Origin of the sequence: Pleomorphomonas sp. T1.2MG-36, assembly GCF_950100655.1 — a bacterium.
GTDB lineage: Bacteria > Pseudomonadota > Alphaproteobacteria > Rhizobiales > Pleomorphomonadaceae > Pleomorphomonas.
The window spans coordinates 104,326-117,432 of sequence record NZ_CATNLY010000045.1; the positions used below are offsets into that span (position 1 = coordinate 104,326).

Annotated in this window: 13 protein-coding genes; 5 read left to right on the forward strand and 8 right to left on the reverse strand. The window is 64.7% G+C overall.

Annotated features, from left to right (window positions below; translation table 11 throughout):
- Positions 1-116: 116 nt before the first annotated feature.
- On the reverse strand, positions 117-1,502 hold the full coding sequence (locus QQZ18_RS18110) for an ATP-binding protein (RefSeq protein ID WP_284542354.1): 1,386 nt from the start codon (positions 1,500-1,502) through the stop codon (positions 117-119).
- Between the two features lie 127 nt (positions 1,503-1,629).
- On the opposite strand from QQZ18_RS18110, the gene ppk2 reads away from it, so the two are divergent.
- Positions 1,630-2,616: a polyphosphate kinase 2 gene (gene ppk2, locus QQZ18_RS18115; RefSeq protein WP_284542355.1), complete on the forward strand. Its 987-nt coding sequence runs from the start codon at positions 1,630-1,632 to the stop codon at positions 2,614-2,616.
- A 39-nt stretch (positions 2,617-2,655) separates the two neighbouring features.
- Here the strand turns inward: ppk2 and QQZ18_RS18120 are convergent, their stop codons facing one another.
- On the reverse strand, positions 2,656-4,029 hold the full coding sequence (locus tag QQZ18_RS18120) for a glutamine synthetase family protein (protein ID WP_284542356.1): 1,374 nt from the start codon (positions 4,027-4,029) through the stop codon (positions 2,656-2,658).
- 168 nt (positions 4,030-4,197) lie between these two features.
- On the opposite strand from QQZ18_RS18120, the gene QQZ18_RS18125 reads away from it, so the two are divergent.
- Complete coding sequence (locus QQZ18_RS18125) at positions 4,198-5,367, forward strand: alpha/beta hydrolase (RefSeq protein WP_284542357.1); 1,170 nt, start codon at positions 4,198-4,200, stop codon at positions 5,365-5,367.
- A gap of 14 nt (positions 5,368-5,381) precedes the next feature.
- Here QQZ18_RS18125 and QQZ18_RS18130 read toward each other — a convergent pair whose 3' ends face one another.
- Genes QQZ18_RS18130 through QQZ18_RS18145 form a run of 4 tightly spaced genes read right to left on the reverse strand, consistent with a single transcriptional unit; the run spans position 5,382 to position 8,103 of the window.
- Positions 5,382-5,735 carry a helix-turn-helix domain-containing protein gene (locus QQZ18_RS18130; protein WP_284542358.1) on the reverse strand — a complete coding sequence of 118 codons (354 nt, stop codon included), beginning with the start codon at positions 5,733-5,735 and terminating at the stop codon, positions 5,382-5,384.
- 1 nt (position 5,736) lies between these two features.
- Positions 5,737-6,297: a Smr/MutS family protein gene (locus tag QQZ18_RS18135; RefSeq protein ID WP_284542359.1), complete on the reverse strand. Its 561-nt coding sequence runs from the start codon at positions 6,295-6,297 to the stop codon at positions 5,737-5,739.
- A gap of 2 nt (positions 6,298-6,299) precedes the next feature.
- Positions 6,300-7,394 (reverse strand): murein transglycosylase A, encoded by a 1,095-nt coding sequence (mltA, locus tag QQZ18_RS18140; protein WP_284542360.1) that lies wholly within the window; start codon positions 7,392-7,394, stop codon positions 6,300-6,302.
- A 7-nt stretch (positions 7,395-7,401) separates the two neighbouring features.
- The gene (locus QQZ18_RS18145) at positions 7,402-8,103 is read right to left on the reverse strand and encodes a Tim44/TimA family putative adaptor protein (protein WP_284542361.1); all 702 of its coding nucleotides are present in this window, start codon (positions 8,101-8,103) and stop codon (positions 7,402-7,404) included.
- Between the two features lie 209 nt (positions 8,104-8,312).
- Here QQZ18_RS18145 and QQZ18_RS18150 point away from each other — a divergent pair, with 209 nt between their 5' ends.
- Positions 8,313-8,855 (forward strand): FxsA family protein, encoded by a 543-nt coding sequence (locus QQZ18_RS18150; protein ID WP_284542362.1) that lies wholly within the window; start codon positions 8,313-8,315, stop codon positions 8,853-8,855.
- Positions 8,856-8,990: 135 nt separating this feature from the next.
- A complete protein-coding gene (gene secB, locus QQZ18_RS18155) occupies positions 8,991-9,482 on the forward strand; it encodes a protein-export chaperone SecB (protein ID WP_446728678.1) in 492 nt (163 codons plus the stop codon).
- Between the two features lie 60 nt (positions 9,483-9,542).
- Here secB and QQZ18_RS18160 read toward each other — a convergent pair whose 3' ends face one another.
- Positions 9,543-10,328, reverse strand: coding sequence for a carbon-nitrogen hydrolase family protein (locus QQZ18_RS18160; RefSeq protein ID WP_284542364.1), 786 nt, complete (start codon positions 10,326-10,328; stop codon positions 9,543-9,545).
- Positions 10,329-10,560: 232 nt separating this feature from the next.
- On the opposite strand from QQZ18_RS18160, the gene QQZ18_RS18165 reads away from it, so the two are divergent.
- Positions 10,561-11,850 (forward strand): NAD(P)/FAD-dependent oxidoreductase, encoded by a 1,290-nt coding sequence (locus QQZ18_RS18165; RefSeq protein WP_284542365.1) that lies wholly within the window; start codon positions 10,561-10,563, stop codon positions 11,848-11,850.
- A gap of 53 nt (positions 11,851-11,903) precedes the next feature.
- On the opposite strand, the gene hemW is transcribed toward QQZ18_RS18165, so the two are convergent.
- The gene (hemW, locus tag QQZ18_RS18170; RefSeq protein WP_284542366.1) at positions 11,904-13,106 is read right to left on the reverse strand and encodes a radical SAM family heme chaperone HemW; all 1,203 of its coding nucleotides are present in this window, start codon (positions 13,104-13,106) and stop codon (positions 11,904-11,906) included.
- Between the last annotated feature and the right edge of the window lies 1 nt (position 13,107).

The window sequence follows — 13,107 nt, forward strand, 5'->3', positions numbered from 1 at the left end:
CCGCTGGCTGTCTCGTCCCCGTCACGTCGCGGACCCTAACGGCCTGGCGCTACCCTTCTATGACGGATGGGCTACAATATTATGACAGTATAATATATTGAATTATATGATGAAAATCAGACAGCGAGGCCGTTGGCGACAACGGCTTCCGTCTTTTTCGTCATCTCGGGTCCCGGCAGGTCGGATCGCTTGGGCAGCCAGACATTGACCGTCGTGCCGGCCCCCACCTCGGAGCGAATGACGAGGCGTCCCTGATGGCGGTTGATGATGTGCTTGACGATGGCAAGGCCGAGGCCGGTGCCGCGCTGCTCGCGGCTCCGCGCCGCATCGACACGGTAGAAGCGCTCGGTAAGGCGCGGCAAATGCTCGGCCGGGATGCCCGGGCCATCGTCCGACACGCAGGCACGAAAGCCGGGCCTGCCATCGTCGCCGGCCTCGTCTTCGAGCTCCAGCGTAACGCGGCCGCCCTCACGGCCATACTTCACGGCATTCTCGACGAGGTTGGTAAAAACCTGCATCAGCTCATCGCGATCACCGGTGATGGGAGCGTTGGCGAGGTCGGCTCCGATGGTAATGACCGTCTGTCGAGCCTCTGCCACCGGCGTCAGCATGTCGGCGACTGCCGGCAATATCTCGGCAAGGTCGACGGCACCGGTCGGACGAAGGTGCGCCTTCATCTCATGGCGAGACAGCGACATCAGATCGTCGATGAGCCGGCCCATGCGTCGAGCCTGTTCCAGCATGATGGTCAGGAACCGCTCTCGGTTGACTTCGTCCCGCCGGGCAGGCCCGAGCAGCGTTTCGATGAAGCCGGTCAGCGAGGCGAGCGGCGTTCTGAGTTCGTGGCTGGCGTTGGCTATGAAATCGCTTCGCATGCGATCCAGCCGAACGGCATCGCTTTCATCCCGGAAGCGCAACAGCACGAAATCCGGCCGGCGCTTGGGTTCGGGGCGCGGCAGGCGCAGCGGCGAGCAACGGACGACGAAATGTCGCTCCCCTCCCGTGCCGCGTTCGATGAAGCGCACCGGAGGCAGGCTTTCTCCCCGTCCGGCGCGCTGCACCGCGTCGAGTATTTCCGGCACGCGCAGGCGAAAAGCAAGCGGGTCGCCGATGCGGGCCGGTCCGAACTCGGCTGAGGCCGCGGCATTCTGATAGCGAAGCGTACCGTCCGCATCGGTCAGAAAAGCCGGCTCCTCCATGCCATCGAGCAGCAACTTCATGCCGGTGTCGGGCCAGCGGCGAGGCGGCGATCGGTCGGTTGGCCGCGATTGCGCTACCTTTGCGCCAGTTGGCAGAACGCAAATCGCGGCTGTCGCTGTGGCAACCAGCCCCAGTAGCGCCACGGCCGGCGCGAGATCGGCCGCGAACAGCATGACCAGCCAGAATGCGGCGGCGGCGGCAAGCACTGCCTGCAGGCGTCCCTCGGCAACAGATTCAGCAAAGCGCCCCCGTCCTTCATGCGCAAAATCGCTATTTTCCGGCCTGTCCGGCGTGGGGCTCATGATATTTATTGGTCCTTAAGCGGAAACGCGGAGTCTGTCATATTGATAAACGTCTTTTATGACGCTTGTAGCGCGGCTCGCTGTGCCCGCGTCGGTGGCGCGGTAGGCGGATTCTGGGGGAAAGCCGATGGGAAAGAAAGACAAATCGACGAACGACATGACCCGTCGTTTCGTGTCGAGCGTCGAGCTGATCGCCGCCCGTGAAGGCGCCGCCGTGTTGGCGACGCAGGCACCCGACGCGCCGCCGATCACGCTCGGCAAGGTCACCTTCGATCTCGACAATCCATATCTTCCCGAGGAGATCGAGATGGAAGCGCTCGGCTCCGGTGGCTACCCCTATAAGGAGAGCCTGAAGGAAAAGCCCTACGTTGAAGAGCTGAGGGTTTTGCAGATCGAGCTGGTGAAGCTGCAGAAATGGGCCAACGACACCGGCCAGCGCATCGTCGTGCTGCTGGAAGGCCGCGACGCCGCCGGCAAGGGCGGCACCATTTCCACCTTTCTCGAATACATGAATCCACGTTCGGCCCGCCACGTGGCGCTCACCAAGCCGTCGGACGTCGAGCGTGGCCAATGGTACTTCCAGCGCTACGTCAAGGAGCTGCCCACCAAGGGCGAAATCGTGTTCTTCGACCGCTCCTGGTACAATCGCGCCGTCGTCGAACCGGTGATGGGCTTCTGCACGGCCGAGGAGTCGGATCTGTTCCTCGAGGAAGTGCCGCATTTCGAGCGCATGCTCATTCACGACGGCATCGTGCTGATCAAGATCTGGCTGGATATCGGCCGCGAAATGCAGCTCAAGCGGTTCCACGACCGCCGTCACGATCCCCTGCGCATCTGGAAGCTGTCGCCGGTCGACCTCAAGGCGCTGGCCATGTGGGACCAGTACACGACGGCCCGCGACCGCATGCTGAAGGCCAGCCACTCCGATCTCAGTCCCTGGGTCGTCGTTCGGTCCAACGACAAGAAGCGGGCGCGTCTCAACGCCATCCGCTACCTGTTGTCGCGGCTGGACTACGACCGCAAGAATCTGGCCGCCATCGGCGAAATCGACGACAAGATTCTCGGCAAGGGTTCGAAGTTCCTGAAGATCAAGAACGGCAAGGACAAGGAATGAGACGGCTGCCGGGTTGCCGGCACGGCCGCCCGGCGTCCCTCACGCCAGCCTCAGGTACCAGTGAATGTCGCGATCGCTCACCTCGGCGAAGAAACGGTCGCATTCCGCTTCCTTGATGGTGAGATAGATATCGACCAGCCGCTCTCCGAGCCGGCGCTTCAGAAACTCGGAGTCGCGAGCCCGCCGAAGCGCTTCCGGCCAGAAGCGCGGCAACGACGGCGGAACTTGCGCATACCCGTTGCCGGTGATCGGCTTCGACGGTTCGCGCCCCGCCTCGATGCCCTCGATCATGCCGGCGATCACCGTGGCGAGCGCAAGATAGGGGTTGGCGTCGGCGCCGGCCACGCGCTGCTCGAGATGACGCGTTTGCGGCGGTCCGCCGGTGACGCGGATCGGCACCGAGCGGTTGTCGATCGCCCAGGCCGGCCCCAAAGGGGCGTAGGAGTTGGGTTTGAAGCGCCTGTAACTGTTGGCGTTCGGGGCGAAGATCGCCATGCTCTCGGCCATGGTCGCTTCGAGGCCGGCGATGGCGTGGCGGAGAAGGGCATTGCCCTCTGGTTCGCTGCCCGCGAAGAGATTTTTGCCGGTTTCGTCGCACAGGCTGACATGGAAGTGGGCGCCGGAGCCGGCGAAAGCCTCGTAGGGCTTGGCCATGAAAGTGGCTGTGAGGCCATGGCGCTCGGCCACGCCCTTGACGAGCCGCTTCCACAGGATGGCGTCGTCGGCGGCACGCAGCGCGTCGTCACGATGTTCCAGCACGATCTCGAACTGGCCGGGCGAATACTCGGAGATCAACGTGCGCGCCGGCAGGCCGGCAACCTCGGCGGCGGCATAGACCGCCTCGAGGAATCCAGAGAAATCGGACAGATCCTGAACGAGATAAGCCTGAAGATCGGCCTGACGGAAACCGTTCGGTGCCGCCGGCGGCATCACCCTACCCTCGGCCGCCGCGCGGCCGTCGAGAAGATAGAACTCCAGTTCGACGGCAGTCACCGGCCGAAGACCGAGCGCTTGTGCCTCGTCGACGACGCGTGCCAGCGCATGGCGCGGGTCGCTGGCCGAGCCCGCACCGTCGCCTTCGAAGGACGTGAGGATGAATTGGGCGGTGGGCGTCTCCCGCCAGGGCGACCGGACGAGAGTGCCCGCAACCGGGCGGCACATGCGATCCGCATCGCCCTGTTCCCACAGCAGCCCGGTTCCCTCCACGTCGGCTCCCTTTATATCGAGCGACAAAACCGAGCAGGGCAGCGGCCGGCCTACGCGATAGGCACCGAGCAGCTCGGACCGGCGCAGCATTTTGCCGCGTTGCACGCCCGAGCAATCGGTCAGGAAGCACTCGAACTGGACGACGTCGGGATTGGCGGCGAGGAAAGCCTCGGCCTCCGCGACCTCGGCGATCTTGACGGCGGACATGGATAACGACCCCGGCATGTCGGCGTGTGGAGGTAAATGACGACGACAGGATGAAAAATCCCGGCTGTCATGGCATTTCCTGCGGCCTTTTGTCCAGCGCGCCAGTTCGGGCTTGGCCTATTTGCTCCTGCTCGGCTAGAAGAGAGCCTTCCTTATCGCTGGGTCGCCATGCGCTTCCGTTTTGCTCTCCTTCTGCCCATTCTTTTCCTCGCCGCCTGTGCCGGATCGCGGCCCGACGGCGGCGCCCTTGAGGTGACGGCGGCGCCGGCGCCTGAAGCAACGGAGCATGAACTGCTGGTGGCCGCGACACGAGAACGAGCGACGTCGGGGCCGGCGATGTTCAACGGCGAGCGGGCGAGTCGCCTCGATTTCGCCGATCTCGAGATCTCGGTGCCGCCAAGCCACAAAACCGGCGATATCGAATGGCCATCTCCGCTGCCAGGCGATCCGAAGAAACAGTTCGTGGCCCGTTCGCTCGACTATGTCGATGGCGCCGACGCCTTCGAAAAGCGCCTTGCCGCGCGGGTTGCCGCGCTGCCGAAGGGCCGTCGCTCGATCGCGGTCATCGTCCACGGTTTCAACACCGATTTCGACGAGGCGGTGTTTCGCGCCACGCAGATCGTTCACGATACCGGCTTCGACGGTGTGCCGGTGCTGTTCACCTGGGCATCGCGCGGCTCGGTGTTCGACTATGTCTACGACCGCGACAGCGCCACCATCGCCCGCGACGGTCTGGAAGAGCTGTTGCGCATCGCCGCCAAAAGCGGCGTCGAAGACCTGTATGTCTTCGCCCATTCCATGGGGAACTGGGCAACCATTGAGGCGTTGCGCCAGGCCAAGATCGCCGGTGACGGCGATTTCGGTGGCAAGCTGCGCACGGTGGTTCTGGCCGCGCCCGATATCGACGTCGACGTCTTCAAGTCGGAAATGCAGGTGATCGGCCGGCCAAAATACCCATTCGTGCTGTTTTCCTCGTCCGACGACCAGGCGCTCTGGCTGTCCGGTCTGATCGCCGGCGAGAAGCCGCGCCTCGGAGCCTATACCGAAGACAAGAAAGCCATTGCCGATCTGGGCGTCATCGTCATCGATCTCTCGGCCACCGAAGCCAACGACAGGCTGGCGCACAACAAGTTCGCCGTGGTCCTGCCCGACTTCGTCAACAAGCTCGGCGACCGCCTGAGACGGGGCGATCGGTTGGCAACGGCGCAGGGTAGCTTCACCGAAACGGCGCGGGGTTTGACCGGTTCGTTAGGCAGCCTCGTCGGTACCACGGCGGGCGCCGTCGTAACCCTGCCGGCCTATCTCCTGACGCTTCCGGTTCGGGTGGTGACTCGCTGACCTTCTCTTGGCGCTCAGCGTTTGCCGACGAGGTCGATCAGCTGATCGAGCCGCTCTTCGTCGAGGCTGCGGATGCATTCCGCAAGTCGGTTGGCAAGTTCCGTTGCCTTTGGGGTGAGCCCCTCGGTGTCGATGACGATACGGGGATGCGACAGGTCGGCCAGCCGTTCGAGCTCGTCGGCTTCGTCCCAGATGACGTTGAGATGCCCGATGATCCGTTGCAGGAGATCCCAGGTGGGGCGGCCGCGCCGACCGTGCTCGAGCGCCGACAGGTAAGCCGGCGATACGCCGATCGCTGCCGCCATCGACTTCAACGTCATGCCGCGCGCCTCGCGAATCTCACGCAGGCGGGCGCCGAACGGGGTCATGCTACTTCCTCTTGCGGATCCGTATGTAGAGCGCGCCATCACCGCCGTGTACCGGCCCTGCGTCCTCATAACCCAGCACGACCCGGCGAAACTCCGGCAGGCTCAGCCAGAGTGGCACGACACGCCGCAACACGCCACGCTCATGATCGTGCAGGCTCTGGAAGTCCCCGCCCGGGCGCCCCTTTCCGGTAATCACCAGAACCACCTTCCAGCCCATGGACTGCGCGTAGGATAGAAAGCCCGAAAGGCGGGCATGGGCCTCGTCCTGCCGGTAGCCGTGCAGGTCGAGCCGGCCATCGATGGCCGTACGGCCGCGATTGACGGCCTGTCGCTCGCGCTTGCCGAACGGGTGCAGCTTCGGCAGCGCGGGCTTGGCAGACGGAGCGGGAGAGACGGTCGGCTGCAACGGCACTAGAGATCGTTGCGCCTCGGGCTGTGCCGCGAGCGCCGCCGGTGGTGGCAGTGTGACCTTTTCGGGAAGAAATGGCGTCACGGTCTTCTTCACCGCTCGCCAGAGTTCTTCCTCCTCGGGAGCGAGCGATCGGCCTTTGCGGCGGGACATCGTCAGGTCTCCCGCGGCACAAGCAGGGTGAAGCGGGCGGTGTCGCGCACCCGGGCCGCCAGCGCAAAGGCGGCTTCGCCCGAACCGAAGAAAATGTCGCCGCGCGCCGGTCCGATGATTGCTGAACCGGTGTCCTGCGCCACCATCAGGCGGCGGAACGGTCCGGCGGCAAGATCGGCCTCGACGAACACTGGCGCGTGAAAGGTGATCTGCGAACGATCGACGGCCAGCGATCGGCCTGCCGTCAGCGCCACGCCCGCCGCGGCGATTGGACCAAGGGTGGGATCGTCGACGGGTGCCTCGCGGAAAAAGATATAGGATGGATTGCGGCCGAGCGCCGCTCGCCTGTCCTGTGGAGCCAGTCCTTCGAGCCACGAGCGCAGCGCATCGGCGGTGGCTTCGGACGGGCTCGCCACGACGCCGCGTTCGAGCATCAGGCGCGCCACTGGAAAGTAGGGATGACCGCTTTTCGCCGCGAAGGTGACTCTCAGAAGATCGCCACCTGGCAGACGAAGCCGCGCCGCGCCCTGCACGTGAATGAAAAAGGCCTCGACGGCACTCCCCACGTAGGCGATCGGGCGCGCCCGGCCGTCCAGAACGCCAGCCATGATTGCCCTGCGGTTGGGACAGGCGGCGAGGCGCCCCTGTTCGTCCTCAAGTGCCCAGGTCAGCGTCGGATCGAGGTTGCGTCGGTCGTCATCGGCGCCGATTTCGCGCAGACCGCGGGGCGGCGCGAGAAGCGGGACCGGGAAAGCGAGCGAAGGCTGAAGGCGCGCGTCCACTTCGGGCTCGAAGAACCCGGTCACGAACCCTTCCCCCGAGTTAGGCTCGACGCGGAAAGGCCGGAAGTGCGTTTCGAAAAAGGTACGGGCCTCTGCCTGCTCGATGCCCTCCCCGAGAGCGATCGCTGCCTTCCCTTCCCGGACCAACGCCGCACTATCCGGGCCAAGCTCCTTCGTCGTCGGGGACTTGGCGGCAAGCCGGATCGCCGAACGGCGAAAGGCCGCGAAAGCGGCGGCGTGGTCGTCGTCGGCCCAGCCGGGAAGATCGATGAAGTCAACCGCGACGAGGCGGGCGGCGGAGAAGACGTCGGCCAAGATGGGGTCAGCCCCCGGCGTCGGTAGCGACGAGTTTCCAGTTTGGATCCGACGATCTGGCCTCGCGCGCAAAAGTCCAGACATCTGTCACTTCGGCCACCTTTTGCGGATCGCCTTCGACAACCGAGCCATCGCGCCCGCGAGTGACGGAAATGAGCTGTGAGGAGAAACGGACCGTCACCTGTGCGATGCCGCCTTCAAGCCCGGCATCGACCACGTTCGCCTCGTCGATTCCGACGAAGGTGAAATCGATCTTTTCGCCACGCCCCTCGCGCTCGGTGATCACCCCGGAGAAGCCGTCGAAAACCTCGCGCGACAACAACGGCTTCAGCGCCGCCCGGTCACCGGCGGCAAAGGCCGAGACGATCATTTCATACGCAGCGCTGGCGCCGCTCATGAAACCGTCGAGGTCGAAGTTTCGGTCGGCTGCGGCGATCGCCTTCAGCCCGGCGTTGGCGCTGCCATCGGGGACCGCCTCATCGATGCGGGCGAGCATTGCCTCGCGCGGGTCGGGCCGGCCTTCGCGCGGCAGGGTCACCACGTTGTCGCCCGCCGACGGCGGCTCGATTTCCGCCTTGCGGCCGGCGAACGGATCGAACGGCGGCTTTTCGTTGCCGGTACGCGTGCCGAGCACGCTTCTGAGACGCCAGAAGATGACGACGGCGATCACGAGGAAGATGAGGCTGGTGAGATCGAGGAAGGCGTTCATCCGAGCATCGTTTCCCTCAGTTGGCGCCGAAGGGGCGCATCATCGCGTTTGTATCGTCTGCCTATGTAGGCGACGGCGGCGGCGAGGGAAAGACGGACATGCGGTGATTTTACGGCGATTTCGACGATAGGACCGCCGCTTGCGATCGACATTGCCTCGACCATATGGGACGGAGGGTCCCTTGCGCCGAACTGACGAGCCGGCGCATCATGACCGAACAAACCGATGAAACCGGGATCGCCATGCGCCTTTCGCCCTATCTGCCTCTTCTTCTCATTGCCTGGCCGATCGCCGAGATCGCGACGTTCGTCTGGGTGGGCGGCTATCTCGGCGTCATCAACACCGTTGGCCTTGTCCTGCTCGCGGCCTTTGGCGGCTTGGCGCTGTTTCGCTATGCCGGGTTTGGTCTCCTGCGCCGTGTGCAGGCCGAGCTTTCGGGCGGCCGCATGCCGGCCGGTACGCTGCTGGAGGGCCTTATCGTTCTTATCGCCGGCGTGCTGTTGATTCTGCCGGGATTCCTGTCCGATGTGCTGGCGTTGCTGCTGCTGTTCGCTCCCGTCCGGCGATTCATCATAACGGTGATCGCCGCCCGGCTTACTGTATCGACCGTTTCATCGGGCTACGGCCGTCGGAAAGAGGACGGCGTCGTCGACCTTGATGAAGACGAATGGGAAAGTCGCGGTGGCGGCAGCTCGCCGTGGTCGGATCGCCCACCCCTCTCGCCGCCCGATCGCGACGGCGATCGGTCTTGATCTCGTCTCTCAAGCCTGATAGCGCTCGGACCCGCGGAAAAACCGGGAAACGGCCATCAATCGCCGCCGGTTCCACCAAAACAATGGGTCACCTCGAGGGCGTCGTCGCCCAGGCTGGCCGGAGGAGTGCGGAGAATGAGTTCGGTTCAGCCCGAGAATGGGGCCGCTGAAGCCCAGCCGTCGATGAGCGTCGTCGCCCAGTACGTCAAGGATCTGTCCTTCGAAAACCCGAAGGCGCCCGACAGCCTCAGGGCTCGCGAGAATGCGCCGCAGATTTCCATCGGCGTCAACGTCAACTCGCGCCAGCGCAGCCAGAGCGACTATGAGATCGAGCTGCATCTCGAAGCCAAGGCGGCGCTCGGCGAGGAAGTGTTCTTCAACGTCGAGCTGACCTACGGCGGTCTCATCACGGTGCAGAACGTTCCGGCCCAGCACCTTCACCCCTACGTCAATATCGAGGGTCCGCGCCTTCTGTTCCCGTTTGCGCGCCAGATCATCGCCGACGCCGTCATCCGCGGTGGCTTCCCCCCGCTCCTGATCGACCCGATCGACTTCGTCGCCCTTTACCAGCAGTATCTCTCGCGGCTTCAGCAGATGCAGCAGCAGCAGGGTGCTGCCGCCAACTGAGGCGGACGCTTTTTTGGATCGGCCGACGGCGCGTCTCGAAAGGGACGCGCCGTTTGCATTTCAGGCCGCTGGCCCTAAGGCCTTGAGGTCGGAGAGATAGGTGTTTTCGGCGCGCGACCGGGTATAGGCCGCCGGCTCGAGGTTGGCGAAAAGCAGTGCCTCATCCCGGTCGTGAGGAGCTGCAAGAATGGTGCCGTCCGGCGCGGCGATGCGGGAAAGGCCGGCATAAGCGAAATCGCCATCGCTGCCGCAGTTGTCGACATAGGCGACGAATATCTGGTTCTCGAAGGCGCGAACGGCGATCATGTGGGCGGCGATGAATTCGCCCGATCCGCCTGCCGGCAAGGCCGTCGGCACCAGCACCGCATCGGCCCCGACCTGGGCGAGACGCCGGACGTTTTCCGGAAACTCCACATCGTAGCAGATCAGCAGGCCGAGGGTCAGCCCGTCGTGGCGGACGAGAACCGCCGAAGGCGGCGCGGCGTGAAACCAGCGCTTCTCATAGGAGCCGTACAGGTGGCTCTTTCGATAGACCACCCGTTGATCGGCCGAAACGAACAGGGCGCTGTTGTATACGGCATCGCCATCGCGTTCGGCAAAACCGGCAACGATGGCCAGTGCGTGCCGACGGGCTATCGTCGCGAGGCCTTCGGCAAGTGGTCCATCCGCCGGCTCCGCCAGAAGTGGCAGATCGGGTCCCGCGCCGTAACCGACGAGGCCGAGTTCTGGCGTTATCAGGAGACGGGCTCCGCCGGCCGCAGCCTCAGCGGCGGCTCTGTCGATCCGCTCGAGATTTGCGGCCGGGTCGGATGAACGGGACTGCATCTGTAGGGCGGCGAGACGCATCGGCTGCTCCGCGTGGAGAGAGGATCCCCTTGAGGGATACAGACCTGGAAGCTGCCGCTCAAGCCGCGACTGGGACGGAAAAGCCCCATATATAGGCGGACTTGGGAAGCTGCCGGACTGGATCGACCCAGGTTTTGGCGTAAAACGGGGTGTGTTGCCGGCGATGGCCGGCGCCTTCCGGGGAGTCTTGAAGATGGGTCCGCAGGTCGATCCCGTTCCGTCAGATGTTGCCATGCCGAAGGAGGCCGACGTCGTCATCGTCGGCGGTGGAATCATTGGAACCAGCTCGGCGCTCTATCTGGCCGAACGGGGCCTCAAGGTGGTGCTCCTCGAAAAGGGACATATCGGCGGCGAGCAGTCGAGCCGCAACTGGGGTTGGGTCCGGCAGGCCGATCGCGATCCGCGCGAGTTCGACCTCATCCGCGAGGCGATGCGCCTGTGGCGCGAGCTGGGCGCCCATGGCGTTGGCGATACCGGCTTCCGGGAGACCGGCATTTTCTTCGCCGCTCGTCGGGGACGCGAGATCGATGGCTATCGTGACTGGGCCAAAGCGGCGGCCGGGCACGGCATCGGCGCCGAGGTGATCGAGGGCGAGGCCGTCAAGGCCGTCATGAAGGACGATCTGTCGCCGCCCCCGGCCGGCCTGTGGTGCCCGAGCGACGGTTGCGCCGAGCCGCAGAAGGCGGCTCCAGCCATCGCGCTCGCCGCTCGTGCCAAGGGCGCCGTCGTCATCACCGATTGCGCGGTGCGCGGCCTGGAAACGGCCATCGGCGAGATCGTGTCGGTGGTCACCGAGCGAGGCACCATCAAAACAAAGCGGGTGGTCCTCGCAGCCGGCGCCTGGTCGCGCCGTTTCCTGAAGGATCTCGGCGTCACGCTGCCGCAGCTCAAGATGCGGTCGACCGTGTCGCGCACCCATCCGGTGACCGGCGGCCCCGATGCCGGCATCTGGGATGACGCGATCGGTATCCGCAAGCGCGCCGACGGTGGCCTCACCGTGGCCAACGGCGTTGCCAATGTCGCCGATCTCACGCCGGACCATGTTCGCTTCGCCCTGAACTTCCTGCCGGCCTTGATGGCCGACTGGAAGCACGTATCGCTATCCTTCGGGTCGCGTTTCTTCCGCGAGATCGACGACTGGCCGACAAGGCCACTCGACAGGGTCTCGCCCTACGAAAAGATGCGCGTTCTCGATCCGAAGCCCGATGTCCGTTTCCTGCGACGTACCATGGGCGAGCTGAAGCGGCGGTTTCCGTCTTTCCGCGATACGCGCATCGTCCAGGCCTGGGCCGGCTATATCGACGTGACGCCTGACGTGGTGCCGGTCATCTCGGAGGTGGACGAATTTGCCGGCCTCGTTGTCGCCACGGGCTTTTCCGGTCACGGCTTCGGTATCGGGCCTGGGGCTGGCTGGCTGGTTGCCAACCTCGTCACGGGAACGACGCCCTTCGTCGACCCGACCCATTTCCGCCTGTCGCGTTTTTCGGACGGATCGAAGCCGAAACCGGCGTCGCGGCTCTGACGCATCCGCCCGATAAGTTGCAGACTTTTCGGATAAGCGGATACGCAAAGGACTCAGGCGGCGAGATCGGCGACCACGGCGTCGAGAACGAAGGCACCGGCCGGCGTGGTGCGAATGCGGCCATCGGGCAGCACTTCCACCATGCCGTGAGTGACGAGGTCGGAAATCCGGGCCGGATCGAAGCCACGGCCGGACAGCCGCCGATAGCGGGCCGCGTCGATGCCCTCGACGAGGCGAAGTCCCATCAGCAGCATTTCGTCACCAGCCGTCTCGCCGAAAATCTCCTCGGTCTCGATCACACCGTTGCCGGTTTCGGCGACACGCCGCATCCAGGCTTCTGGGTTGCGCTCGGCGATGGTGGCAAGGCGACCGCGGTCGTCTTCCTGAACGATGCGACCATGGGCTCCCGGCCCCAGGCCGACGTACTCTCCGTAACGCCAGTAGAGAAGGTTATGCCGGCTTTCACCGCCCGGCGTGGCGTGATTGGAGATTTCATAGGCCGGCAGGCCGGCCGCTCCGGCGACCGTCTGCGTCAACTCGTAGAGATCGGCAGCCGCATCCGCGTCGGGCACCACCAGCTTGCCGGCAATGTAGAGCTTCTCGAAGGCGGTGTCCGGCTCGATGGTGAGCTGGTAGAGCGACAGGTGGTCGGCGGCGAAACCGATGGCGCGCCGAAGCTCCGCCTCCCAGGCGTCGAGGCTCTGGTCGGGGCGGGCGTAGATCAGGTCGAAGGAGAGGCGCGGGAAGGTTTCGCGGGCCAGCTCGAGGGCGCGCAATGCCTCGTCGAGATTGTGCAGCCGGCCGAGAAATTTGAGATCGGTGTCGTTGAGCGCCTGCACACCAAGCGACAGGCGGTTGACGCCCGCCGAGCGATAGCCCCGGAAGCGCTCGGCTTCCACCGACGAAGGATTGGCTTCAAGCGTGATCTCGGCCTCGGCAGACATCTGCCAATGATGACCGATCAGATCGAGCAGGCGGCCGACGCTCTCCGGTTTCATCAGCGATGGCGTACCGCCACCGAGAAACACCGAAGTCACGGTACGCCCCGGCGTCAGGCGGGCGTGGGCGGCTATTTCCCGCTCCATGGCGGCGAGATAGCCGGCCTCGTCGATCCCCTTCGGCCGGACATGGCTGTTGAAGTCGCAATAAGGACATTTGCGAGCGCAGAAGGGCCAATGGACGTAGACGCCGAAACCGATGTCCGGCGTGCCTGAGGCCGCCGCTTCTACCCCCGAAAGGAGATCCCGATCGTTCATA